24 protein-coding genes are annotated in these 24,595 nt (G+C 70.7%); 4 read left to right on the forward strand and 20 right to left on the reverse strand.

All coding sequences use genetic code 11. The annotated features are described in order from the left end of the window. Window positions 1–13: 13 nt before the first annotated feature. Together ACYVD5_RS00910 and ACYVD5_RS00915 are read left to right on the forward strand one after the other, a co-directional pair. Window positions 14–2,416, forward strand: a complete 2,403-nt coding sequence (locus ACYVD5_RS00910; RefSeq protein ID WP_460998902.1) for an apolipoprotein A-IV repeat region-like domain-containing protein — start codon at window positions 14–16, stop codon at window positions 2,414–2,416. Window positions 2,417–2,548: 132 nt separating this feature from the next. After that, window positions 2,549–3,124 carry a Uma2 family endonuclease gene (locus ACYVD5_RS00915; RefSeq protein ID WP_460998903.1) on the forward strand — a complete coding sequence of 192 codons (576 nt, stop codon included), beginning with the start codon at window positions 2,549–2,551 and terminating at the stop codon, window positions 3,122–3,124. Between the two features lie 60 nt (window positions 3,125–3,184). On the opposite strand, the gene tsaD is transcribed toward ACYVD5_RS00915, so the two are convergent. The 18 genes from tsaD to ectA form a co-directional block, all read right to left on the reverse strand. After that, window positions 3,185–4,225, reverse strand: coding sequence for a tRNA (adenosine(37)-N6)-threonylcarbamoyltransferase complex transferase subunit TsaD (gene tsaD, locus ACYVD5_RS00920; protein ID WP_460998904.1), 1,041 nt, complete (start codon window positions 4,223–4,225; stop codon window positions 3,185–3,187). Then, window positions 4,225–4,824 carry a ribosomal protein S18-alanine N-acetyltransferase gene (rimI, locus tag ACYVD5_RS00925; RefSeq protein ID WP_460998905.1) on the reverse strand — a complete coding sequence of 200 codons (600 nt, stop codon included), beginning with the start codon at window positions 4,822–4,824 and terminating at the stop codon, window positions 4,225–4,227. The genes tsaD and rimI overlap by 1 nt, the downstream gene beginning before the upstream one ends. Then, the gene (gene tsaB / locus ACYVD5_RS00930; RefSeq protein WP_460998906.1) at window positions 4,812–5,492 is read right to left on the reverse strand and encodes a tRNA (adenosine(37)-N6)-threonylcarbamoyltransferase complex dimerization subunit type 1 TsaB; all 681 of its coding nucleotides are present in this window, start codon (window positions 5,490–5,492) and stop codon (window positions 4,812–4,814) included. Before tsaB ends, rimI begins: the two co-directional genes overlap by 13 nt. 11 nt (window positions 5,493–5,503) lie before the next feature. Then, the gene (gene tsaE, locus ACYVD5_RS00935) at window positions 5,504–6,022 is read right to left on the reverse strand and encodes a tRNA (adenosine(37)-N6)-threonylcarbamoyltransferase complex ATPase subunit type 1 TsaE (protein ID WP_460998907.1); all 519 of its coding nucleotides are present in this window, start codon (window positions 6,020–6,022) and stop codon (window positions 5,504–5,506) included. A 137-nt stretch (window positions 6,023–6,159) separates the two neighbouring features. Next, window positions 6,160–7,284 (reverse strand): alanine racemase, encoded by a 1,125-nt coding sequence (gene alr, locus ACYVD5_RS00940; RefSeq protein ID WP_460998908.1) that lies wholly within the window; start codon window positions 7,282–7,284, stop codon window positions 6,160–6,162. 135 nt (window positions 7,285–7,419) lie between these two features. Continuing rightward, complete coding sequence (locus ACYVD5_RS00945) at window positions 7,420–7,986, reverse strand: hypothetical protein (protein ID WP_460998909.1); 567 nt, start codon at window positions 7,984–7,986, stop codon at window positions 7,420–7,422. Window positions 7,987–8,096: 110 nt separating this feature from the next. After that, on the reverse strand, window positions 8,097–8,579 hold the full coding sequence (locus ACYVD5_RS00950; protein WP_460998910.1) for an SRPBCC family protein: 483 nt from the start codon (window positions 8,577–8,579) through the stop codon (window positions 8,097–8,099). A 91-nt stretch (window positions 8,580–8,670) separates the two neighbouring features. Next, on the reverse strand, window positions 8,671–9,648 hold the full coding sequence (locus ACYVD5_RS00955) for an NUDIX domain-containing protein (protein ID WP_460998911.1): 978 nt from the start codon (window positions 9,646–9,648) through the stop codon (window positions 8,671–8,673). After that, the gene (locus tag ACYVD5_RS00960) at window positions 9,641–11,707 is read right to left on the reverse strand and encodes an RNA degradosome polyphosphate kinase (protein WP_460998912.1); all 2,067 of its coding nucleotides are present in this window, start codon (window positions 11,705–11,707) and stop codon (window positions 9,641–9,643) included. Before ACYVD5_RS00960 ends, ACYVD5_RS00955 begins: the two co-directional genes overlap by 8 nt. Before the next feature lie 302 nt (window positions 11,708–12,009). After that, window positions 12,010–12,924 (reverse strand): CPBP family glutamic-type intramembrane protease, encoded by a 915-nt coding sequence (locus ACYVD5_RS00965; RefSeq protein ID WP_460998913.1) that lies wholly within the window; start codon window positions 12,922–12,924, stop codon window positions 12,010–12,012. A gap of 376 nt (window positions 12,925–13,300) precedes the next feature. Beyond that, complete coding sequence (gene ehuA, locus ACYVD5_RS00970) at window positions 13,301–14,095, reverse strand: ectoine/hydroxyectoine ABC transporter ATP-binding protein EhuA (RefSeq protein WP_460998914.1); 795 nt, start codon at window positions 14,093–14,095, stop codon at window positions 13,301–13,303. 34 nt (window positions 14,096–14,129) lie between these two features. Beyond that, on the reverse strand, window positions 14,130–14,768 hold the full coding sequence (gene ehuD / locus ACYVD5_RS00975; protein WP_460998915.1) for an ectoine/hydroxyectoine ABC transporter permease subunit EhuD: 639 nt from the start codon (window positions 14,766–14,768) through the stop codon (window positions 14,130–14,132). Next, on the reverse strand, window positions 14,765–15,493 hold the full coding sequence (gene ehuC / locus ACYVD5_RS00980; protein ID WP_460998916.1) for an ectoine/hydroxyectoine ABC transporter permease subunit EhuC: 729 nt from the start codon (window positions 15,491–15,493) through the stop codon (window positions 14,765–14,767). Before ehuC ends, ehuD begins: the two co-directional genes overlap by 4 nt. Before the next feature lie 22 nt (window positions 15,494–15,515). Beyond that, window positions 15,516–16,430, reverse strand: a complete 915-nt coding sequence (gene ehuB, locus ACYVD5_RS00985) for an ectoine/hydroxyectoine ABC transporter substrate-binding protein EhuB (RefSeq protein WP_460998917.1) — start codon at window positions 16,428–16,430, stop codon at window positions 15,516–15,518. A 343-nt stretch (window positions 16,431–16,773) separates the two neighbouring features. Continuing rightward, a complete protein-coding gene (gene thpD / locus ACYVD5_RS00990; protein WP_460999241.1) occupies window positions 16,774–17,649 on the reverse strand; it encodes an ectoine hydroxylase in 876 nt (291 codons plus the stop codon). A gap of 205 nt (window positions 17,650–17,854) precedes the next feature. Beyond that, window positions 17,855–18,262 (reverse strand): ectoine synthase, encoded by a 408-nt coding sequence (locus tag ACYVD5_RS00995; RefSeq protein WP_460998918.1) that lies wholly within the window; start codon window positions 18,260–18,262, stop codon window positions 17,855–17,857. Between the two features lie 151 nt (window positions 18,263–18,413). Beyond that, complete coding sequence (ectB, locus tag ACYVD5_RS01000) at window positions 18,414–19,679, reverse strand: diaminobutyrate--2-oxoglutarate transaminase (protein ID WP_460998919.1); 1,266 nt, start codon at window positions 19,677–19,679, stop codon at window positions 18,414–18,416. Window positions 19,680–19,745: 66 nt separating this feature from the next. Next, complete coding sequence (ectA, locus tag ACYVD5_RS01005; protein WP_460998920.1) at window positions 19,746–20,378, reverse strand: diaminobutyrate acetyltransferase; 633 nt, start codon at window positions 20,376–20,378, stop codon at window positions 19,746–19,748. A gap of 722 nt (window positions 20,379–21,100) precedes the next feature. Here ectA and ACYVD5_RS01010 point away from each other — a divergent pair. Both ACYVD5_RS01010 and ACYVD5_RS01015 read left to right on the forward strand, forming a co-directional pair. Then, on the forward strand, window positions 21,101–21,367 hold the full coding sequence (locus ACYVD5_RS01010) for a WhiB family transcriptional regulator (RefSeq protein ID WP_460998921.1): 267 nt from the start codon (window positions 21,101–21,103) through the stop codon (window positions 21,365–21,367). A gap of 379 nt (window positions 21,368–21,746) precedes the next feature. Then, window positions 21,747–22,442, forward strand: a complete 696-nt coding sequence (locus ACYVD5_RS01015) for a copper resistance CopC family protein (RefSeq protein ID WP_460998922.1) — start codon at window positions 21,747–21,749, stop codon at window positions 22,440–22,442. 49 nt (window positions 22,443–22,491) lie between these two features. Here ACYVD5_RS01015 and ACYVD5_RS01020 read toward each other — a convergent pair whose 3' ends face one another. Both ACYVD5_RS01020 and ACYVD5_RS01025 read right to left on the reverse strand, forming a co-directional pair. Then, a complete protein-coding gene (locus ACYVD5_RS01020) occupies window positions 22,492–23,253 on the reverse strand; it encodes a PP2C family protein-serine/threonine phosphatase (protein ID WP_460998923.1) in 762 nt (253 codons plus the stop codon). A gap of 264 nt (window positions 23,254–23,517) precedes the next feature. After that, window positions 23,518–24,426 (reverse strand): hypothetical protein, encoded by a 909-nt coding sequence (locus ACYVD5_RS01025; RefSeq protein WP_460998924.1) that lies wholly within the window; start codon window positions 24,424–24,426, stop codon window positions 23,518–23,520. Window positions 24,427–24,595: the final 169 nt, after the last annotated feature.

Here is a 24,595-nt window from a genome sequence, read left to right on the forward strand (position 1 = left end):
AAGGAGCACCTCGGTGGAACAGACCAACCACAACTTCCTCAACGGGGGAGGTCAGACCGGGATCTCCGACCGCATGCGGGACCTTCTCTCGCGCGCCGCGCAGGACCAGGTGTCCGAGCAGAAGTCGCAGGGCGCGGTCAACGAGGAGATGCGCCAGCGCCTGGAAGGCATGGAGTGGCTGCTGCGCGAGTTCCGCGAACGCGAGTTCGCCACGCTCGCCGAGTCGGTCTCCAACGTCCAGGCCAGGGTCGAAGAACTCTCCTCGCGCCCGCCGGAGTGGGCCGAGACCCTCGCCGAACACATCTCGCTGGTCGGAGAACGCGTCAAGCCGCTGGCCGAGATGTCGGCGCTGCGTGCCGACATCCGCACCATCACCGGCCACCTCGACACCGCGCTGACACGGATGCAGGAGCTGTCGGAGTCCGGCGAACAGAACGCCGGCCGGATCGACCGGCTCGCCGAGCGCCTCGAAGGACTGGCCGCCGGGGCCGAAGCCCGGTTCGGCCGCATCGACGAGGCCGTCGAGGGCCTGAACACCCGCTCGCAGGAGATCCACGCGTCCCTCGCGGCCGTCACCGAGCGCCTGGAGGCCCAGCACGACACGGCCATGAACGCTGCGACCGAGCGGCACGAGGCCGTCACCGCCGCCATCAGCGAGGGCCGCGAGGTCCTTAACGCGGCGGTCGAGGCGAGCCGCACCTCGGTCGAGACCGCTGTCACCGAAGGCCGCGAGAACCTGGCGGCCTCCATCGGCGAGAGCCGCGAATCGCTCGAATCCGCCCTGCGCGAGCAGCAGACGGCGCTCAGCGGCAAACTCGACACCGCTGCCGACTCGCTGCGCAGCACCACCGAGCAGAGCCGCGACTCCGTCACCGGTGCCGTCACCGAAGGCGTGGACCGCCTCAGCACGCGCGCCGAGGAGCAGCACACCGCGCTGAACACCGCGCTCACCGAGGGCATCGACCGGCTCGACACCGCAGCCGGGGAACGCCACACCGCACTGACCGAAGGCATCGACCGGCTCGACACCGCGGCCGGGGAACGCCACACCGCGCTGACCGAAGGCATCGACCGGCTCGACGGCAAGACCACCGAGCAGCACACCGCCCTCACCGCAGGCATCGAGCAACTGGGCACCGCGGCCAAGGAGCGCCACGGGAAACTGACCGAGGGCATCGACCGGCTCGACACCGCGGCCGGGGAACGCCACACCGCGCTGACCGAAGGCATCGAGCAGCTCGACGGCAAGACCACCGAGCAGCACACCGCGGTCACCGCCCAGCTCAGCGAGAGCGTCGCCAAGCTGAGCAGCCAGGCCGAGGAGAACCAGGCCGAGGCCACCGCCGCGGTCGCCGACGCCAACAGCGCCGTCGTCAAGCTCGCCGAAGCCACCGAGGAGCGCCTCGGCGACATCCGGGCCCACGTGCGCGACCGGCTCACCGAACTGCACGAGCAGTTGGAGCTGCACCGGGCCGAACTGCGTGAGCGCGACGACCAGCAGCGCACCGAACTCGGCGGCAAGCTCGACGAGACCGCCGCAGGGCTGCGCGCCAAGACCGAAAAGGACCTGGCCGCCACCACCGCCGCGCTGGCGGAGCTGCGCGGCACGGTCGAAGAGCGCTCCGGCGAGCTGCGCGAATCCGTCGACACCCGTATCGGCGAACTGCACAGCGCCGTCGACGATCGCATCACGGCACTGCAGGAGCAGGGCGACGACCGCCACGGCACGCTGGCCGCAGCGGTCGAGGAACAGCGCGCGGCCGTCGAGGCCCGTCTGGAGCAGGGCCGCCAGGAGCTGGCCGAGCGGGTCGACCGCCACCTGGAGGCCATCAACGGCCGGTTCGACCGCGGGCTGGGCCGCCTAACGGACCGTTTCGACACCTTCGAGGGGCACTTCGAAGGCAACTTCGAAGGCGTCGAAGGCAAGATCGACGGTGTCACCGGGCGCCTCGAAGGCATCGAGGGGCGCGTCAACGGCGTCGAGGGCCAGTTCGAGGGGGTCAACGGGCAGATCGGCGGTGTCGACGGCCGCCTGGAGGCGGTCGACGACCGCCTCGAAGCGCTCAACCAGCGCCTCGCCCAACTGCCGGCCACCCTGGAGTTCAGCGAGGTGCACCGCCGCCTCACCGAGCTGCTGGAGCGCCCGGTGATCGACCCCACCGACCGGATCGAGCGCCTCGACGGCCACCTCAAGGAGAACCTCGACCCGCTGCTGCGCGAGGTCCAGGCCCGCCCGGACCGCCACGAGTTCGACGAGGCCATCACCGAAGCCGTCGAGACCTCGCACGACGACATGACCAAGCGGCTGGCCGCCCTCGAGGAGACCATGCTCGCCCTCGCCGAAGCGCTCCTGCGCCCCGGCCGCGACGGCAAGAAGAAACGCCGCCGCGACGAGGACGACGAAGACGACGAGTAACACCCGGATCCGGCGGGGCGGGCGAGCACACCACTCGCCCGCCCCGCCGCCGCGTGTACCGCCCGCTCACAAGCGGCCCTCCACGTCGGAAACGGGTATACCTATTAGTGAGTCCGACGCTGAGGAGTTGGCATGCCAATGAGCCTCCCCGACCGCGGGACCCGGGGCGGAGAACTACGGCGCCGCGTTGAGGCATCCCGTCAGCCCAAGGGCTTCCGGGTCGAGATCATCAAGGGAAAAATCGTGATGTCCCCGACGCCGTCGTTCAAGCACGGCGGCATTGTCCGGCGCGTTGAACGCCAACTCGCGCCGCAGCTCGAGGACACCCGGATGGCGCAGCAGATGTACTCCATCGCCGCCCCCGACGACCCGGACGACTTCTCTTCGCCCGACCTGGTGGTCGTCCCGGTTGAGGTCGAGGACGAGTCCGGCTGGTTGCTCGGTTCCGACACGGTCGACCTGGTCGCCGAGGTCGCCTCTCCGAGCAACGCGGTGATCGACTTCACCGAGAAGCTGGAGTCCTACGCCGAGTGGCACATCCCGGTCTACCTGCTGATCGACCCGCGCAAGGGCGACGTGTTCGTCTACTCCGACCCAGCCGACGGGAGCTACCGCACCACCCATACGGCCCGGTTCGGAGAGACGATCGAGCTGCCCGCCCCACTGGCGGGCGCTCGGATCGATACTTCGGGCTTTCGCACCTATTGATTCGCACCTGCCGTTTTCGCAGCTGCGAAACGGGCCGGGCGGGCGCCGCGGTTTCGCCGGTTACGCCGCCAGGGGGCGGTCCACCGGTAGGGCGGTGTCGGTGGCCAGGCGCAGCGTGGACGGGGGCAGCTCGGCTGCCACCACCTCGGCGCCCAGGGCGGCGATCATGGCGCCGTTGTCGGTGCACAGGCGCGGGCGGGGCACGCGCAGGATAATGCCCGCGTCAGCGCAGCGCTCCTCGGCCAGGGCGCGCAGCCGCGAGTTGGCCGCTACGCCGCCGCTGATCACCAGGTGTTCCACGCCGTGTTCCAGGCAGGCGTCGACGGCCTTGCGGGTGAGCACATCGACCACCGACTCCTGGAACCCGGCCGCGATGTCGGGCACCGGCAACCGGCGGCCTTCGCGGACACCGTCCTCGACCCAGCGGGCGACCGCGGTCTTCAGTCCGGAGAACGAGAAGTCGTAGGTGCCGTCGCCCCACTTGCCGCGCGGGAAGCGGATCGCCTTCGGGTTGCCCTCGTGCGCGGCCCGGTCGATGGGCGGGCCGCCCGGGTAAGGCAGGTCGAGCAGCCGCGCCACCTTGTCGTAGGCCTCGCCTGCGGCGTCGTCGACGGTGTCGCCAAGCGACTGCACGTCGGTGGCCAGGTCGCGCACCAGCAGCAGCGAGGTGTGCCCACCGGAGACCAGCAGCGCGATGGCCGGCCTGGACAGCGGACCGTGTTCCAGCTGGTCCACGGCGACGTGGCCGACCAGGTGGTTGACGCCGTAGAGCGGCTTGCCCAGCGCCATGGCGTAGGCCTTGGCCGCCGAGACGCCCACCAGCAGCGCGCCCGCCAGCCCCGGCCCCGCGGTGACCGCCACCGCGTCGACGTCGGCGAGGGTGGCCCCGGCCTTGTCGAGCGCGCGGCGCACCGTCGGCACCATGGCTTCCAGGTGCGCCCGGCTGGCGACCTCGGGCACCACACCGCCGAAGCGGGCGTGCTGGTCAACGCTGGAGGCGACCTCGTCACTGAGCAGTTCGCAGCCGCGCACCAGCCCGACCCCGGTCTCGTCGCATGAGGTCTCGATGCCCAGGATCAGCGGCAGGTCCCCCGCACTCATCACGCCTTCTCCTCGTCGTCTCCGGCCGTCTCGGCCGCCTCGCCGAACTCCAGCACCTCGCCCGGATCGCCGCCCCCCGTGCCGGCGATCGCGGCCGCCGGCGCGGCGCAGCACATCACGATGGCGTCGGCGCCGTCGTGGTAGTAGCCGGCGCGGACCCCGATCTGCGCGAACCCGAACGCGCGATAGAGGTCGCGGGCGCGCGGATTGTCGGAACGGACCTCCAGGTACACCTCGCGCACGCCGCGCGAGTACGCCTGGCCGAGCAGTTCGGTCAGCAGCGCGCGCCCGATGCCGCGGCCCCACCAGGGCCGGTCGACCGCGATGGTCTGCACGTCGCCGCGCGGCGGTACCGCCCGCAGGCCCGCGTAGCCCACGATCGGGCCGTCGCGGCCGTCGCCCGCGGTGCCGGCGGGCGCGGCGGTGCCGCCGCGGCTGCAGGCGACAAAGTAGTGCCGGGTGGGCTCGGCAAGCTCCGAGCGCAGCATTTCCTCGCTCCACGCGTCGGCGGGGAACATGGCGCGCTCCAGCTCCATCACGGCCGGCACGTCCCACTCGCTCAGCCGCCGCACGCGGTATCCGGTGTTCACGCCTGCCACTGGCGCACCTTCTTCGGTGCCGTCGGCTCGGCGGCGTCCGGGCGGCGCAGGTACAGGGGCCGGGGCTCGGGCAGCGGGAGTCCGGCGGCCAAGCGGCGCAGCGCCACCTCGCCCAGCGCCTCGGCCGCGGGGTAGCTCGGTTCGGGGTCGGCGGCCGCGGGGCCGAACACGTCGGCGTAGAGGTGGGCGCCGTGGCCGATCATCGGCAGCCCGCCGGTGTCGACCGCCAACGGGCGGTCGACGGCGATCTCGCCGGTGCGGGTGTGCGCGTCGGCGTAGTGCGCCCAGAAGACCTCTTTGCGGCGCGCGTCGGTTGCGGCGATGAAGGGGGTCTCGCGGCCGGAGGCGAGCGCGATCGCGTCGAGGGTGGCGACCCCGTGGCAGGGGATGTCCAGCGCCTCGGCCAGGGCGTGCGCGGTGGCCAGCCCCACCCGCAATCCGGTGTAGGGGCCGGGGCCGATTCCCACGGCGATGTGGGTGAGGTCGCCGAAGGCCGCGCCCGCGCTCGCGAGCACGTCGCTGATCTGCGGACTCAGGAGTTCGCCGTGGTTGCGGGCGTCCACGGCGGTGGCGCTTGCGCGCACGCGGAAACCGGCGCCGCCGTCACCGCCTTCGCAGACGGCGCTGGTGATGGCCGGGGTTGCGGTATCGAAAGCCAGGATGAGCACGGTGGTCCAGCCTATTCCGCGCCGAGGTCGGCGCCGGACCAGCGCGCGCCGATCCCGGTCAGCGCGATGCCTCGGGTGTCGTCGGGGCGGCGTGCGATGGTGACCTCCAGCCGGTCGTCGGCGAGGTCTTCGGCAACGCCTTCGCCCCATTCGATGACGGTGACGGATTCGCCGAGTCCGCTGTCGAGGTCAAGGTCGTCGAGTTCGTCGGCGCCGCCGAGGCGGTAGGCGTCGGCGTGCACGAGAGCCGGCCCGTCCGATTCGGTGGGGTGCACGCGCGCGATGACGAAGGTGGGCGAGGTGATGGGGCCGCGCACACCCAGCCCTTCGCCGATGCCCTGGGTCAGGGTGGTCTTGCCCGCGCCCAGCGGGCCGCTGAGGATCACCAGGTCCCCGGGGCGCAACCGGGCGGCGATGCGGCGGCCGAGTGCGCGCATCGCGGCATCGGTCGCGGCGGTGGCGAAGGCTGTGTTGCTGGTGGCGCCGGGGCCGTCGGCGGCCGGGGCTGCAGCGCGGGTGGTTTCGGTCATGGGCTCGCAACGCTGTCTCGATCGGGTGCGGCGGTGGATCCGTCCACGTCTCCAGGGTAGGCGCGCCGCGGACCGGGGCGGACGCCGGGCGCACGGCCGGTGCAGTGCCGGCGCAGTCCGGCGGGCGCGGCGCGGGATCACCCGCCGTTGACGTAGACGCGCGGCACGCGCGTGGAGATCCGGGTGACGATCTCGTAGGGGATGGTCCCGAGCACGTCCGCCCAGTCCTGGGCCGTGGGTTCGCCCCCATCGCCCGGGCCGAACAGCACCGCATCGGGCTCGGTACCGCCGGTGTCGTCGCCGAGGTCGACCATGAACTGGTCCATGCACACCGTTCCGGCGACGGTGCGGCGCTTGCCCGCCACAAAGACCGGGCCGGTGTTGGTGGCCGCCCGCGGGATGCCGTCGCCGTAGCCGAGCGGGATGAGCGCCAGGTTCGCCGGGCGGTCGGTGATGTAGCGGTACCCGTAGGAGACCCCGCTGCCGGCGGGGACCCGCTTGACCATGGCGACCGCGGTGCGCAGGGTCATGGCCGGGCGCAGCCCAGTGTCGGCCAGACCGGGGATGGGGCTCAGCCCGTAGCCGGCGATACCGGGACGAACCAGGTCGAAATGGGTTTCGGGCAGGGTGAGGGTGGCCGCGGAGTTGGCCAGATGCCGCACCTCGGGGTGCAGCCCGGCCTTGCCGGCGACCTCCAGCGCCTCGTGGAAGGCCGTGGTCTGGGCGGCGATGGAGGGGTGGCCGGGTTCGTCGGCGCAGGCGAAGTGGGAGAACACGCCGGTCACCCGGATGAACCCGTCGGCTTCGGCGCGGGCCGCGGCCGCGGTGGTTTCGGGCCACTGGCCGGCGGTGAGCCCGCCGCGGTTGAGCCCGGTATCGGCCTTCAGGTGCACGCGGGCGGGCCGCCCTGCCTCGCGGGCCGCGGCGGCGATGTCATCGATCAGCGCCGGCGTGCTGACACCCAGGTCGATGCCTGCCGCGACGGCCGCGGCCAGCGGCGCGTGCGGCGGCACGATCCAGGAGACGAGGGGAGCCGAGATCCCGGCGCCGCGCAGTTCCAGTGCCTCTTCGATGAAGGCGGTGCCCAGCCAGGTGGCGCCGCCGGCCAGCATGGCGCGGGCGGCGGGCAGCATCCCGTGGCCGTAGCCGTCGGCCTTGACCACCCCCATGACCGCGGCACCGGGCGCGCGCCGGGCGAGGCCAGCGATGTTCTCACTGATCGCGCCCAGGTCGACGCGGGCTTCGGCGAACGAGGATGGCATGCTCCCAAGTCTGGCACGGCGACCGGACCGCACCGCGCGCATCGGTGCAGCGTGCCGCGGGAACGGGCGGGTTTTGCGCGGCGCGGGATCCGCTCGGCGCCCGGTGCATGCGGCGGTTGCCGATGGGAGGGGTACTCAGGCACGTACCCGGTAGTAGTCGCGGCTCTGGTACAGCAGAAAGAGCGCGATGCTGGAGAGGGCCAGCGGTACGGACCAGGTGGCAAACGCGGCCACCAACCCAATCGGGTTCCAATTGGCGAAGGCCATCCATAGGACCGCGGCAAGGAACACGATCAGCAGCAGCAGGACTTGAAGTCCTACCGCGAATGCATATGCCCCGCGAGTCGGTCTCCGCAGTCCCCGGGCCGCGGCCAGGAAGGCGAATCCCATGGGAATACCGACGCCGGTGATCAGTAAAAGTCCCCCGGTGATGAACATGGTAAGCCTTGCGTCCCGGACGCTAGAGGGCAGCAATGACGGCTCTACAAAGGCGGGCGCGCTATCCCCTGCGCTTCTGGCGAGCGCCCATCGCTGCCCGCCGCCGCTGACCGCGACGAGGAGTACCACCAGCAGCACCACTCCGCCGATACCGAGGGCCACCATCAGCATCGGGTTGCTTTCGGCACCCAGCAGGCCCTCGGCGGAGCCGGCGGATGGGAGCGAGGCGGGCTGCAGGGCGGAATGCGGTTGGGGGGCGCGCATGCGGAAAATGTTGTCAGACGCCGCCCGGCCGCACCGGCGGAAGATGCGGCCGGGGTCGGCCAATAGCCGCGGCTCCGAAGCGGTGGATCCCCCGCGGATGCCGCGTTATGCTACTCCGCGCTCTGGTCGGCGCCCGTGGAGCCGGTACCCTTCCCGCCGGCGCCCTCTTCGGCGAGCCGCTTGAGCCGGGGCAGGGTGTCCTCGATGGAGCGGGCGTTGCGCGCCGGGGCGCCGATCAGGATGTAGACGGCCGCCAGCCGCGTGTAGTCGAAGGTCTCGGTGACCAGCGTGGTGCCGTCGTCCAGCGGCTCCAGCTGCCAGCGCCAGATGTGCGGCCCGCCGCTGTGGCTCCAGGCGAGCAGCCGGTTCTCCTCGTACTCCACGACCCGGTTGGCGGTGCGGTAGTTCATGCCCATGCGCATGTCCATGCCGAACCGGGAGCCGGGGCCCAGGCGCTCGGTGCCGCCGCCGGTCTGCCGGACCGTGCCGGAGCCGTCGAACTCGTGGTGGCGGCTGGGGTCGGCGATGATGTCGAAGATCCGATCGGCGGGGGCGTCGACCTCCACGCTGCGGCTAACTCGGTGCTTGGCCATAGCGGAAATCCTCTCAGTTCGGTCGGGGCGGTTTCTGCGGTAGCGGACGCCTGCTGCCGGACCGCTCGGCCCGGCGGTGTGCACCCGCCTGTCACCCGCCGCGCAGGGTGTGGCGTTCCACCGCGGCCAGCCGCCGGTCGGAGCGTGCCAGGTGCAGGACCCAGAAGGTGCCCTTGCGCAGCGACAGCTGCTGGGATACCGGCGCGTCCAACTTGTCCAGGGTCTCGCGCATGAGTCCGGGGACCAGCTCGCCGTGGGTGCACACCACGGTGGGCAGGCCCTCGTCGATCAGCGCGGCAAAGGCGTCGTGCGCGGCCGCGGCGTCGAAGACCGGGGCCGAGCCGCCGTTCTGGGCGGTGAAGGCCCGCTCGGTGCGCATGTCGGCGCCGTTGGCGACCGTGTAGGGCAGCATCGTCTCGGTGCAGCGCGCCGCGGCGGAGCTGACCACGCGCGGGGTGCCCAGGGCGGGCAGGACGCGGGCGAGTTCGCGGGCGTCGCCGCGGCCTCCCGAGTCGAGCGGGCGCAGCAGGTCGTCCTCGTCCCAGCTGCCCTTGTCGCCGGCCGAGGCGTGGCGCAGCACGATCAGCGGGAAGGTCTCGGCGGGGCCGCTGGCGAAGTTGTCGAGCACTTGGATGTCGTGGCCGTAGGTGAGCCGGTGGCGCGCCTGGTCGATGGGCAGCCACTCCAGCGCGTCGATCTCCTCGTTGGGTGCGAAGGCGGATTCGCCCGAGGCCGTGGCCGCCCACCATTCGACCTGCTTGGGCCAACCGTCCTTGAGGTAGTGCTGCGGCGGGACCCGGCGGCCCAGTACCGGCCGCAGCCCGGTCTCTTCGGTGACCTCGCGCACGGCGGCGGTGAGCAGGTGCTCGCTGCTTTTCACCTTGCCTTTGGGCAGGCTCCAGTCGCCGCGGTCGGGCCGGTGCACCAGCGCGACCTCGCACGCTCCCGGGTCGCCGCGCCACAGCACCGCGCCGGCGGCGCGGATGGGTTCCAGGTAGCCGCTGGGTGCGGTCTCGCGCGGTGGGAAGGGGCTGGTGATCGTGATCGGATCGTCCGGATGTTCAGCCATCGACGGCCCGCAGGTGGCGGTCGCTGCGCAGTGCGCTCTGGAGCTCCAGCAGCCGCTCGCCCGCGCTGTCGCGGGTCACGCGGGTCCAGCCGCCGTCGGGGTCCATTCGCCACGAGGCGGTGCTGTCGGCCATGGCCAGGTCCATGAGACCCACCAGGCGGGAGCGCTGCGCGGAGTCCGCGACCCGGATGAGGGCTTCGACCCGCCGGTCCAGGTTGCGCGGCATGAGGTCGGCGCTACCGAGCCACACCTGCGGTTCCCCTCCATTCTCGAAAACGAAGATCCTGGAGTGCTCCAGGAACCGTCCGAGGATACTGCGTACCCGGATGGTCTCCGACACCCCCGCCATTCCGGGCCGCAGTACGCAACTGCCGCGCACCCACAGGTCAACCGGCACGCCTGCGCGCGAAGCCTCGTAGAGGGCGTCGATGAGGTCCTCGTCGACCAGCGAGTTGACCTTGATGCGGATGCGGGCGGGCGCCCCGCGCAGGTGGTTGTCGACCTCCTGCTGGATGCACCGCATCAGTCCGTCGCGCAGCGCAGGGGGTGCCACCAGCAGCCTGCGGTACTCGGACTTGCGGGAGAACCCGGTGAGGTGGTTGAAGAGGTCGCTGAGGTCCTCGCCGACCTCGGGATCGGCGCTGAGCAGGCCGAAGTCCTCGTAGACGCGGGCGGTGCCGGGGTTGTAGTTGCCGGTGCCGACGTGGCAGTAGCGGCGCAGGACGCCGTCGTCGTCCTGGCGCACGACCAGGGCGAGCTTGCAGTGGGTCTTCAGCCCGACGACGCCGTAGACGACGTGGCAGCCGGCCTCTTCGAGCTTGCGCGCCCACAGGATGTTGTTCTGCTCGTCGAAGCGCGCCTTGATCTCGACGAGGACGACGACCTCCTTGCCGGAGCGGGCGGCGTCGATGAGGGCTTCGACGATCGGGGAGTCTCCGCTGGTGCGGTAGAGCGTCTGTTTGACCGCGACCACCTTGGGGTCGGCCGCCGCCAGGGCGAGGAACCGCTCCGTTGTGGTGGTGAACGACTCGTAGGGGTGGTGGACCAGCAGTTCCCGCCTGCGCACCGCGTTGAAGAAGTCGTCCTGGGTGAGGGCCTGCGGTTCGGCGGGCACCATCGGGGAGAACCGCAGCTCCGGGCGCGGCAGGTCGGCGATCTGGTCGAGGCCGGCGAGGCTGAGCGGTCCGGGCACCGGGTAGACCTCGCGGTCGTCGGCGCCGAGTTCGCGTCGGAGGATGGCCAGCACGTCCGCGGAGATGGTCTGCTCCACCTCCAGCCGGACGAGCGGGCCGAACCTGCGCCGGCGCAGCTCGTTCTCCAGCGACTGCACGAGGTCGTCGGTCTCGTCCTCGTCGACCTCCAGGTCGGCGTTGCGGGTGACGCGGAAGGCGTGGTGCTCCAGCACCTCCATGCCTTCGAACAGTACGGGCAGGTGGCCTGCGACGACGTCCTCGGTGGGCACGAACCGTTCGCCGCCCAGGTCAATGAACCGCGGCAGGGCCGAGGGCATCTTGACGCGCGCGAACATGGTGCGGCCGGTCTGCGGGTCGCGGACGGTGACCGCCAGGTTGAGGGAGCGGCCGGAAATGTAGGGGAAGGGGTGGGCGGGGTCGACGGCGAAGGGGGTGAGCAGCGGGTAGACCGAGCCGTGGAAGAAGCGGTGCATGCGCTCCCGGTCGGATTCGTCGAGGTCGGCCCAGCGGACGATGCGGATGCCGGCTTCGGCCAGGGCGGGCGCCACGGACTCGTGGAAGCAGCGCGCCTGGCGCAGCATCAGTTCGCGGGACACCTCCGACACCCGCTGCAGCAGGTCGCCGGGGTGGTGCCGGGTGGCGGAGGTGACGGCCACGCCGGTGGCGAGCCGCCGTTTCAGGCCGGCCACGCGGACCATGAAGAACTCGTCCAGGTTGCTGGCGAAGATGGCCAGGAACCGGGCGCGTTCGAGGAGCGGTATGTCGGTGTCTTCGGCGAGTTCCAGCACCCGCTGGTTGAACCGCAGCCAACCCTCCTCGCGATCGAGGAAACGATCAGCGGGCAGTTCCTCGCTATTTTGTCCCATAATCACCGATTCCGCAGTCACGGTCGCAGAGTCTCCCATCCCGCTTAATGGGGGTCGGCGCCGCAGTGTCCCCGAGGTAACGGCGGTAGGAGTACCGCCAACGGGGAGCGCCGCGGGGCCGGTTCCCGCTGCCCTTCACTCCCTGACGGTCTTCCCCCATACAGCCCTGCGGATTCCGGACAAGGTTCGCGATCGATTACGGATGGGGACAGATCACAGAGATCGGAGCCGGGGTGCGCCCGCCGCCGTGCCGCTGCGCGGACCGGCGCGCAGCGCTGCGCGTCGCCGCGTACGATCGGCCGCTACATGAGGTCCAGCAGCGGCAGCACCCGCATCAGCAGGACGCCGCTGCGCAGCAGCACGTTGAGCCAGATGTTGCGGTAGGCGGCCCACAGGTAGCCGTGCAGCAGTCCGACCAGGCCGTAGAACACGATCGCGTGCCAGACCCCGATCCGCAGGATCTCCGACTCCGGGGTCGACTCGCCGAACTCGGAGAGGGCCACGCTCACCGCGGTGGACACCGCCGTTGTCAGCAGGATGCCGGGCCAGCGCCCGGCGACGCGCTCCAGCCGGGTCTGCAGCAGCGCGCGGAAGAAGATCTCCTCGGGGATGGCCACTGCCGCGACGATGGCGATCACGGCCGCGACCACGACGGCGGGATCGACGGGATGCGTGTCCAGAGCCGCCAGCCCCATCAGCCCCACCACCGCCGCGGCCGGCGCGAGCCCCAACCAGCGCCACCCCTCGACCACCCGCATGGCCAGCAGCGGCATCACCGTGCTGTAGCCGGCGATGGTGAAACCGCCCAGGTCCACCACGAGCAGCGGTAGCACGAACAGGAACAGGATCCGCACCGGAGGCATCAGGACCTCCCAGGAGACCCCCGGCAGGAAGACCTCGACAAAGCCGGAGACGGCAAAGGTCACCACGATGAACAGCGCCAGCAGAGTCAGCAGCCAGGCCAGTTCGTAGGGCATCGAGTGCCCGATCAGCGCCCGGCGCACCCGCTCGTCCATCCGGCTGCACCGGGGGCGGTCGTTCAGCAGCGCGATCAGCACCAGCCCGGCGACCATCGGCACCAGCAGGGTGCCTTGGTGGGGCGCACGCTCGCCGAAGAGGTTCACCGGTACCGCAGGGTGCAGGATCTGCACGGCCGCCAGCGCCACCACCGCCGCGGCCGCTACCCATCGCAGCAACCATGTGTATGACTTCGCCACCGGCCTCCCCCCTGGTCAGGAACCCAGTCTCTCCCGCGAGGACGGAAAGGTGACGCAATGGCAACGGTATGTCGTTACTCTCCGTTTTTTTACTTTCCACCTAGGAAAGTAGGAGTGGCCGCGCGGCGTCCGGGCCGGGGACACCCGGCGCCGCAGCCGGTGCCGCCGCTGGGGCGGCTGCGCGGCCGGGCGGTGTCCGGTGCGGCCCGCCTCTGTCCGGTGCAAAGCCGCGGTGTGCGCACAGCAGCGGGAGGGCACCTGCCGCCGCAGGCGCCCGCCCCCATGGCGCGGATCCGCGCCGAGCCTTCCGCGCCGCAACGGCCGGCGGCCCCTGCGGGGAGCCGGCGTGAACCGGCGCAGCGGATTCAGCGCCGGTTCAGCTGTGCTCCAGGACCGCTTTGAGGAACGTCTTGGTGCGCTCCTCCTTCGGGTCGCCGAAGATCCGCTCGGGCGGGCCCTCCTCGGCGATCCGGCCCTCGTCGAACATCAGCACCCGGTCCGAGACGTCGCGCGCAAAGGACATCTCGTGGGTCACGCACAGCATCGTGATGTCGGTGGTCTGCGCGATGTCCCGCAGGACGTCCAGCACGCCGGCGACCAGTTCGGGGTCCAGCGCCGAGGTGACCTCGTCCAGCAGCAGGATCTGCGGGCGCATCGCCAGCGCCCGGGCGATCGCCACGCGCTGCTGCTGGCCGCCGGAGAGCCGGGTGGGGTGGGCGTCGATCTTGTCGCTCAGCCCCACCAGGTCCAGCAGCTCCTCGGCCCGCTGGTTGGCCTCGGCCTTGGGCACCCCCAGGCTGTGCACGGGCCCTTCGGTGATGTTCCTGCGCACGCTCATGTTCGGGAACAGGTTGAACTGCTGGAAGACCATCCCGATGCTCCTGCGCGCGCTGCGCAGGTAGCTCTCCTTGGCCTTGACCAGGCGCTCGCCCCGCCGCATGTGCGAGAGCGGCTCGCCGTTGACCCAGATGACCCCGCCGTTGATGGTCTCCAAGGTCATCAGCAACCGCAGGATCGTCGTCTTGCCCGAACCGCTGGGCCCGATGAGCGTGACGCGCTCCCCCGCCTGGACCGAGAAGTCCAGCTCGTTCAGCACGATGTTGCTGCCGTAGCGCTTGACCACGTTGTCGAAGCGGATGATCTCGCCGCCGGACGGCCCCTTCGCGGACACCGCGCCGGCGGGCTCCGTGCTGTGCTTACTGCTCTCAGACTGCTGCAAAACGGCGCTCCAGACGTCGGATGATGACCGCGGAAGGCACGCTCACGGCCAGGAAGAACACGCCCACCAGGGTGTAGGCCTCCATGCTGCGGAAGGACTCGGTGCCGATGGACTGCGCCTGGAACATCATCTCCGGCACGGTAATGGCGAACAGGAACGGCGTGTCCTTGAACATCGAGATGAGGTAGTTGCCCAGGGCGGGGATGACCTTGCGGATGGCCTGGGGCAGTACCACCGCGCCCCACACCCGCGCAGGCGGCAGGCTCAGCGCGCGGCACGCCTCCCACTGCCCCTTGGCGACGCCCTCGATCCCGGAGCGGTAGACCTCGGCGGTGTAGGACGCGTAGTGCACGCCCATCACCGTGATGCCGACCATCAGCGGCGTGACGCTCGGCGGCGCCAGGAAGAACACGAACAGCAGCTGCACCAGCAGCGGCGTGGTCCGGATGAACTCGAAGACCGCGAAGACCACCGGCCCGATGCCCTTGAGGCGCCGCAGGACCGCCACGAACAGCCCCAGTACCAGGGCTACGGCATAGCCGATGACCGTCGCCTGCACGGTGACGAGCAGGCCTTCGAGGATGCGGGGAATGATCTGGACCGCAAAGTCCCAGTCCCAGGTCATTTGGCCACCCCCACACTCGTTCGGGGCGCCGGCGGCCGCAGGAGCGCGAGCACCCCGCCGCCTGAGGCCGGTGCCCGGCCCAGGCGCCGGTTGGCCTGGCGCTCCAGTAGCCGCATGCCGAAGATCAGCACCTGGGCGATGACGAAGTACATCACCAGGGCGCCGCCGAAGGCGAGGATCGTGTCACCGGTGGAGGCGCGCTGCTCCTCGGCGATGCGGGTGATGTCGCTGACCCCGACCAGCGAGACGATCGCAGAGGCCTTCATCAGCTCGATGATCAGGTTGCCGAAGGTCGGCAGCATCTGCGCCCAGGCCTGCGGCAGCAGCACCAGCCACATCCGCCGCGCCCAGGGCATGTTCAGTGCGATGGTGGCCTCGGTCTGCGTCCGGGGCACCGCGTTGATCGCGGCCCGCACCACTTCGGCACCGTAGGCGCCGACGTTCAGCCCCAGGGCCAGCACCGCGGCGAAATGCGGGTCGAGCTCGTAGACGGTGATCTGCGGGATTGCGTAGACGAACCAGAACATGAGCACTAGGGCTGCCACGCCCCGGAACGTCTCGGTGTAGAACGTCGCGATACCGCGGGCCACCGGATTGCGCAGGGTGCCCAGAATGCCGGCCGCCATCGCCAGGACGAACGCCAGCAGCGAGCCCAGCACGGTGAGCATCAGCGTGACCAGGGCCCCGTCCAAATAGAGCGGGAACCTGTTGAGGAAGAATTCCACGGATTAACCTCGACCTAGCCCTTCACTCGGAGCAGAGTTCCTCGGTGGTGAGGTCGCCCGGCTGCGCTGTCTCGTCGAAACCGAACTCTTCGCCGATCTCCAGCAGCCGGCCGCTCTCCTTGAAGTCGGCCAGGACCTTGTTGAACTCCGTGAGCAGTTCCTTGTTCTCCTTGCGGAAGGCGAATCCGCCGGCGGGCTTGACCTCCTCGCCGTCGATCACGGGGGTGAAGCCTTCGGTGACCTCGTACTCGTCGCCCATGCCGCGCTGCTCAAGCTGGTAGTTGAGCGAGAAGGTGCTCAGCGCCACGGCGTCGACGCGGCCGTTCTCCAGCAGCTCGATCATGCTCACGGCGTTGTCGCCCAGGGTCATCTGCTTCTTGGTAACCCCGGCTCCCTCGGCGTAGTTCTGCTCGACCGAGGCGTTGAGCACGGCGACCTTGACGTCGGAGTTCTCCGCGATGGTGTCGAAGGTTTCCAGGTTGTGCGGGTTGCCCTTGGGCACCATGAACGCCTGCAGCACCTTGTAGTCGGGCTCGGCGAAGGCGACCTCCTGGCAGCGCTCCGGGGTGATGTACATGCCGGCGGCGACGACGTCGAAGCGGCCGGCTTTCAGGCCGGGGATCAGCCCGTCCCAGCTGACCGACTCGGCCTGGATGGAGTCGATGCCCATCTCCTTGGCGATGGCCCGCAGCAGCTCGGGTGCCTCGCCGGTGACCTCCCCGTCGTCGTCGATGAAGCCGAACGGCGGCTCGTTGTTGATCGCCGCGCGGATGAAGCCCTGCTCGCGCAGGCTCTCCAGCAGGGATTGGCCTTCGGCGGGCTCGGTGCGGGAGCACGCGGCCAGCCCGGGTCCGGCGGCCAGTGCAGCAGCGGTGACGCCACCGGCGCGGAGCATGTCGCGGCGGCCTAGGCGACCAAGGGGACTGCTGTTGCTCATTGCAATTTCTCCTCATCGCGAAACTAAGGGGAGGGGGACAGCGCGGCGCTCCCTCCCGCGCTCGCGCGCGGCCAAGGAGCGCCGTGCGGTGGTACGGACATGCGTGGCCCAGAAACGGTCCCGGTCGGTGGTCAGGGAGCGGGTCGTTCCAGTACCCCCGGTCACGCGGGTCGCCCGGCACCAACCGGCGCCTTTGCGGCTTCCGTGCCCATGATCGGCCAGGGCTAACGGCGGCGGAATAGCACGTTATGCACTGGTTACCCCGATACATGGCCGAGACCGGCCCCGTAACAATCGGGCCACGAACGTCTTAGTTTCGCCTGATTGATTCCGTATTGCCCGGTTATTGCACCGGGGTGAAGTCGCGGGCGGCCAGGAACGGCGGCCGCGGCTTGGACGCCGAGAACGGGGCCTCACAGGCGTTCTCGACGCTGTTGTAGACCACGAACACGTTGGCGCGGGGGAATGGCGTGATGTTGCCGTTGGAGCCGTGCATGCAGTTCGAGTCGAACATGATGGCCCCGCCGGCCGGCCCGGTGAGCACGTCGATGCCGCGCCGCTCCGCCAGGATCGACAGGCTGCCCTGGTCGGGCGTGCCGATCTCCTGCTTCTTCAGCGACCGCCGGTAGTGGTCGTCGGGGGTCTCGCCGACGCAGGAGACGAATGTGCGGTGCGAACCGGGCATGATCATCAACGAGCCGTTGTGCTCGTAGTTGTCGGTGAGTGCGATGGAGATGCTCACCGCGCGCATCCGCGGCATACCGTCCTCGGCGTGCCAGGTCTCGAAGTCGGAGTGCCAGAAGAAGTCGGTGCCGGAGAAACCGGGCTTGGAGTTCACGCGGCTCTGGTGGACGTAGACGTCGGATCCCAGGATTTGGCGTGCGCGGTCGACGATGCGCGGATCGCGCACCAACTCGGCGAACACCGGGCTGATCCGGTGGACCTCGAAGACGGACCGCACCTCGTCGCTGGACCGTTCGACGATGACGCGCTCGTCCTGCTTGAGCCGGTCGTCGTTGCCGAGCCGCTCCAGCTCGCCCCGGTAGGTCTCCAGCTCCTCGGGGGTGATCAGCGCCTCGATCTGCAGGTAACCCTTGTCGTCGTAGGACGAGAGCGCCGGGCCGTCCATCGGTCCGCTCGCCGCATCGCCCCAGACCGCGGGGTCCCTGCGGTAGAGCAGGGCCGGCTCCTGCTCCTTGCGGGTCGGGTAGTCGTCCATGGTCGGCTGCTCGAATTGTGTCGTCAACGCAGTCATGGCCATACCCCTACAGAGGGTTCGCTCCTTTTCTACCTATCGCGCGGGTTGCAGGGCCCGCGTCTGGGTGCCGTCTTCGGTTCCGGTCGTTGTCCTTTGCCTTCGGTGCCGCCAGGGGGTGTGCGGGGGTGTGCAGCGGGGCGCGGCGCCGGCCGCGCCCCGCCGGGCGCTACTCGGCTGCGGGCTCACCGTTTTCGGTCAGCAGGGGGTAGACACCGTTCTCGTCGTGGACCTCGCGGCCGGTGACGGGCGGGTTGAACACGCACAGCACGCGGAAGTCCGTCTTGGGCCGCACGGTGTGGTGCTCGTGGCCGTTGAGGAGGTACAACGACCCCGGCGTGATCAGGTGGGTCTCGCCGGTCTCGTCGTTGGTGACCTCGGCCTCGCCCTCGATGCAGTGCACGAGTTCGATGTGGTTGGCGTACCACATGCTGGTCTCGGTGCCGGCGTAGAGAACGGTCTCGTGGAACGAGAAACCCACACCGTCCTTGGCCAGGACGACGCGGCGGCTGCGCCAGGTCTCGGTCCTGATGTCGGCGTCGGTGCCGTCGACGTCATTCATGCTGCGCACGATCAAGGTGCATACTCCTCTTGCTGATTCGCTTCGGCCGAAGGCGGGGCCCCGGACGGGCTGCCCGGGACCCCGTTGTTCCTCCACAGCCAATTGTGGGGCGGTTCGGCCCCCGTGCCCAGTGCCGAATGGTGCTGAGCAGTGCTGGTCAACCGCGTCAGGCCGGCAGCGGTGTCTTCACCGCGGCGCGGGCCGCCTCGGCGATGATCTCCAGCCCCTGCTCCAGCTCCTCCTCGGTGGTGGTGAGGGCAGGCAGCAGCTTGGCCACCTCGTCCTCGGGACCGGAGGTCTCCAGCAGCAGGCCCCGTTCAAAGGCCTCGCGGCTGAGCGCCTTGGCCGCGCCCTCGGGCTCCAGCACCAGGCCGCGGGCCATGCCGCGGCCGCGCACGTGGGCCACGTCGGAACCCAGCTCGTCGGCGACGGCCTGCAGCCGCCGTTCGATGAGCCCGCCCTTGGCCTCGGTGGCCTTCTGCAGGGCGTCGTCGCTCCAGAAGTTGCGCAGCGCCGCGGTGCCGGTGACGAACGCGGGGTTGGGCCCGCGGAAGGTCCCGTTGTGCTCGCCGGGCTCCCACACGTCCAGCTCGCGCTTGAACAGCGTGAGGGCCATCGGCAGCCCGTAGCCGCTGATGGACTTGGACAGGGTGACGATGTCGGGCTCGATGCCGGCGTGCTCGAAGCTGAAGAACGGGCCGGTGCGGCCGCAGCCCATCTGGATGTCGTCGACGATGAGCAGCATGTCGTTCTCGCGGCAGACCTCCTGGAGGCCGCGCAGCCATTCGGCACTGGCCACGTTGATGCCGCCCTCGCCCTGCACGGTCTCGACGATCACCGCTGCGGGCGCGTCCAGACCGCTGCCGCTGTCCTCCAGCAGGCTGCGCAGCCAGAGGAAGTCGGGCGTCTGGCCGTCCATGTACTTGTCGAAGGGCATGGTGGCCGAGTGGCTGAGCGGAACGCCCGCTCCGCCGCGCTTCATCGAGTTGCCGGTGACGGCCAGCGCCCCCAGCGTCATGCCGTGGAAACCGTTGGTGAAGCTGATGACGGTCTCGCGCCCGGTGTACTTGCGGGCCAGTTTCAGCGCCGCCTCGACGGCGTTGTTGCCGGCAGGGCCGGGGAACTGGACCTTGTAGTCCAGTCCGCGGGGTTCGAGGATGGTCTCGCCGAAGGTCGACAGGAAGTCGCGCTTGGCGGTCGAGTACGCGTCGAGGCTGTGCACGATCGCGTCGCTCATCAGGTAGTCGATGAGTTTGGATTTCAACTCGGGGTTGTTGTGCCCGTAGTTGAGGGAGCCGGCACCCGCGAAGAAGTCGAGGTAGGGGCGCCCCGACTCATCGTAGATGTGGCTGCCCCGCGCCTCGTTGAAGACGGCCGGCCAACTACGGGAGTAGCTGCGGACTTCCGATTCGAGGCGTTCGAAGATCTCCATCGTGAGTTCCTTGAGTCCTTTCCCCAGTTCGGTGGGCGCCCGGACGGCGCGTGGGGGTCGGGTCGGTCAGGCTCGGGTATCAGCGGCCGGGCCGGCGGTTGCGTCCCGGTCGGTGTCCGGAGGGCCCAGCGGGCCGATCCGGACCAGGTCTTCGGGTTCGTGCCCCTCGCTTTCATCAGCTGGGAAGTGCTCACGCGCGAACAGCGGGCTCCACACGGCACCGCATTGCCTGGAGCGCGCGAAGGACGCGAACAGTGCGCGGGAGGCGGTGTTTCCGGGTGTCACCGTCGCCTCCAGGTACTGCAGCCCTTGCGCGGCGATCCGGTCGCCGACGTGGTCGAGCATGCGGCGTGCCAGCCGCCGTCCGCGGAACTCCGGGTCGACACCCACCTGCCAAAGGAAGTAGGTGTCCGGAGCGGCGGGCCGGACGAAACCGGTGACGAATCCGCGCGGCCGCCCGGCGCTGTCGCGGGCGATGACGCTGGTGGCCGCGAAGTCCCGGGTCCACAGCGTGTAGGCGTAGGGCGAGTTGAGGTCGAGCCCGGAGTCGCGGGTCAGCCGCCACAGGTCCGGACCGTCGGCAAGGGTCGGCTCCGAGAGTCGGATGCCGTCGGATGCCGCGGCTCCGTCGACTACTGCGGGCTTATCCCCGGAGCCGAGCGCGGCGCTGGTCTCGTCGTCGGTCTGTTGGTCAGGCACGTCGATGGAACATAGCGAACGTTCCTGAGCAGCGTTTCCCGGTTTCCAGCGCCCTGTGTTTCAGCGTTGTTTCAGCGGGTAGGGTCTGTCTATTTTGTCGCGGTCGTTACTTTGCGTCGCCGCGAGGGGGGTTGCGGAGCGCTCCGGACGCCGCCGCGCACGCCATGCTCACCAGGAGGTTCGGGGCACCGTCCGGGAGCGTTCCGGCGGGGGGACCGGCGTGGGCCGCCTGGGGAGAGTGTGCCTGTTATCAGGCAAACATAGGGGGTCTCGCACCCAATTTTAAGGGTGCATTAAGTCACACGAATTCGGATGAATCCTCGCGACACATCAGCACGAGCACCGGCCCCGCGCCCCGGACACGGCCGCGGCCCGCGCGGCGCACCTGCTTTGCGCAGCCGGTCAGGGCATCGGCGCGGGCACGGCAACCGCTGCGGGAGACGGTGCGGATTCGGGGTAGCGGGTGCGCAACGAGCGCACCACCGGCCCGGCGCGACCCGGCAGCGGCACGGCAACCGGCCCCGTGCTGCAGGCGGGTCTTGAAGCGCCGCACAAAACTTTGGCAGACTTTTCGTAGTACGACCACCGGTAGTACTACGATGGGTCGCATCGCGATGGAGCGTCGGCCGCCGTCCTCCGCCTCGCGACCAAACACGTCCGCCGCGCGGCGCCCGGCCAGCCGCCGTCCCGCGCGGGGACCGGCCAGGGAACGGAGGCTCCTGGTGAACCGCCTTTACCACGACAGCGAGGACTGGGTCGAGCAGGGGGCATGCCGCCAGTATGACCCGGAACTCTTCTTTCCCGTCAGCACAACCGGCCCGGGGCAGCACGATGCGGAACTGGCCAAGGCCATCTGCCGCACCTGCACCGTGCGCGCCGAGTGCCTGAACTGGGCACTGCGCGCCGGCGAACCGCACGGCGTCTGGGGCGGCACCACGCCCGAAGACCGCCGTTACATGCGCAGCCGGCCGCTGCGCCTGGCTTCTTAGCGGACCGGCGCCGCCAGCCCCCGGTTCCGGCGCGTTCCGCCCGCCCGGTGTCCGCAGCCTCCCGTACCGGCAGGTCCGCGGCGGCCCGCTCGTCCCCGCGAGCCGACCGGCGCGGTCCCGGCCCCGACCGGCGGACCGGCGGAGTAGCGGCGGACGCCCGTTCACAGGTGGAGGGCTGTCGGCTAGATTGTGAAATCGTGCGGCCCGTTGCGGACCCGTCCGGTTGCGCAGGCGCTCCCGCGCGGCGGTGCGAGCGCTGCGCCGCGGGCCCGCGTGTGCCCAGCCCGGCCGGCGGGCTCCGCAACTCCGCGGACACGCGCCGCTGCGCCCGTCCGCGCCCGCACACGGCCATCCCCCGCCCTTCGAAGGGACCCCGTTGATGACGACCCTGGCCACCCCCGCCGCGTCCGCTCCCGGCGTGCAGCAGGCGCGCCCGTCACCGGTGCGGCGAGCGGCAGCCGTCGCAGCCGTGCTGCTGGGTTCGCTGCTGGTCTCGACCGCCGCGGCACCGGCCGCCCTCGCACACGACACCCTCATCGGCTCCTCACCCGAGGACGGAGCCGAGCTGGACACCGCTCCAGAAGAGGTCGAACTCACCTTCAGCAACGACATCGGCGACGGCGGCAACGCCATCGTGGTGACCGGCCCCGACGGCGAGAACCACGAGGACGGCGAGGTCGCCATCGACGGCCCCGACGCCACCGTTGCGCTGCAGGAGCTGCCCGCAGCCGGCGAGTACACCGTCGCCTACCGCATCGTCTCGTCGGACGGCCACACGCTGGAGGACGAGCTCGCCTTCTCCATCACCGAGGATGCCGCCGCCGGACCGAGCCCCTCGCCCGGCGCCGCCGGCGAAACCGCCGGCAGCGACGGCAACGGCGGTGCGGACGCCGCGGACACCGGGGAGTCCCCCGCTTCCGAGGTCCCGGCCGACCCGATGTCGTCCATGGGCCCGTTGGGCCCGATCGCCGGCGTGGTCGGCGCCATCGCCGTCATCGCGCTGATCGCCATCCTGGTCATCCGGATGCGCAACCGCCCCGGAAGCGGCGATGGCGGCCCGAACCGCACCGACTGAGGGAGCCGACCGGAGCAGGCTCGGGCGGGCGGGGGGCCGCCCGCCCGACTCACATGCGGCGGGCCAGCAGGATGCTGATGTTGTCGCGGCCCCCGGCCTCCATGGCCGCCTGCCACAGCCCGTGCACCGCGCCTTCGTCGCTGCCGGCCTCGGCCATGATGCGCTCCATCTCCTCCAGCGGCACCAGGTCGGAGAGGCCGTCGCTGCACATCAGCCAGGTTCCGGGATCGGGCTCGTGGTCGCGCCCCACGTGCGGCACCATCGCAGTGCTACCGCTGCCGCCCAGCGACTGGGTGATGAAGTTCGTAGTGACGGGCTTGCCGTCATCCGAGGGGGGCAGCGGCGGTGAGTCGTCCTGCGAGAGCTGGCGCAGCCGGGTGCCCTCCAGCCGGTATGTGCGGGAGTCGCCCACGTTGAACCAGTAGTTGCCGTCGCTGTTGAGGAGCAGCCCGGCGACCGTCGTGCCCATTCCGGAGAACTCCGTGTGCTGGGTCGCGTGGTCCTTGATCTCTTCGTCGATGTTCTTCAACAGCACATCGACGTCGTCCGGTCCCTCCAGCCGCGGGCTCATTTCGGCCATGCGGTGCACAGCGTGCTCCGAGGCGATCTCGCCGGCCGCGTGGCCGCCGAGACCGTCGGCGACGGCCAGGATGACCGGCTCGCTGACCGGCAGCACACACCGCACCGGCAGAGTCATGTCGGCGCTGGCGACGGTGAGCGCGCCCATGACCACGGCGTCCTCGTTGGCCGAGCGTACAGCGCCCCGGTGTGTGAGGGCTGTGACCGTGACTTCCCCACCAGCGACACCCATACGCCCTACCTCCTGTTTCAACGGCAGTACCTGCCGAACAGTCGCAACCGACACCCGGCCCTAGGGGAGGCCGCGGCGCGTTGATCATGCAACCGTACCGGGGGACCGCTGATCGTGGTCAAAATCCGCGTACATCATGGCGGAAAACGCACTCATACGCAGTTCCCGCTCGGTTCATCGCATCCAACGTAGGGGCAGCCCGGCCACTTCGGCGAGTATCCGTCGGCAAGACGCGATGAACACCTCTGATTCGTTCGGGTTTTCTCACGGCGGCGGCTTCGGAACCTGCGACACACCGACCGCGTCGCCGGCGCGCCCGCTCCCGGCGGCGAGGTCGGCGACCGCGGCCGCGACCGCCGCGTCGGTATCGGCCGGCAGGGGCAGCAGGCAGTTCAACCGCACCTGCCGGCCGCGCAGCGATCCGGCGAGTGCCCGCAGCACCGACCGCGCCTGCGCCCTGGTGCCCAGACCTGCGCCGCCCGGCGCGCTGCGGCCGCCCAGCAGCACCGCAGCGGCGCCCTCGCTCAGGAACGGCCGCGCCTCGCGCACCGCGCGCAGCGCACCGCTCAGACCGCGCTCCCGAAGCACAGGGCCCGGGTGCGTGCCGGGAGCGGCGAAGGCGGCGCCCAGCCGGTCTCCGCCGGAGGGGCCGCCGCCGGTCGCCCCGGCCACGCCGGTTCCTCCGACACCTCCGGGCGCTCCGGCCGGTCGGAGCGAGCCCTCCGGTGCGGCATCGGCCCGGGCGGCCGGACCGTAGACCACCATCAGGTCGACGGCGCCGAACTCCAACGCGCTGTGGGCGGTCGCCGCCCGGACACCGCTCTCGCTGGCCGGGTCGCAGTGGATCGGCAGCGACCACGCCCCCAGCGCCGAGACCAGGCCCGCCGCCAGCAGCACGGGATCGTCGCCCAGGCGCTGCCGGGCCACCGGCCGCGCGCCCGCGACGCGGCCCGCCGGTTCCGCGGTATCGGCGAGCGCCACGGCGGCGCCCTCCTTGGCCAGCACCGCCGCCACAGCGCGCCCGGGCCCGCCGCCGGCCAGGCCGCCGACCACCAGCGCGCGCCGCCCGCACAGCGCGCCGCGCGGCGTGTAGCCCGGCAGGGGATCCCAGAGGGCCGCGGTGCCCGCGGGGGGCGCCTCCGCGGCAAGGTGCCGGGATGGGCGCGCAGTCATGGGCTCCTCGCTCTTCGCCGATCACAGGGACACTTCCGTCGCCCACTGTGCCCGCGGGGTCACCGGCCAAACGCGCCCCGGTCGCGGGCATCCGCCGCCCGCACGCCGCCCCCGCGCGGGTGCGCAGGTCAGCGCCGCCTTGTTGGCGCAGCGCCCGCTCTGGCATAAT

The organism is Streptomonospora sediminis (assembly GCF_054778995.1).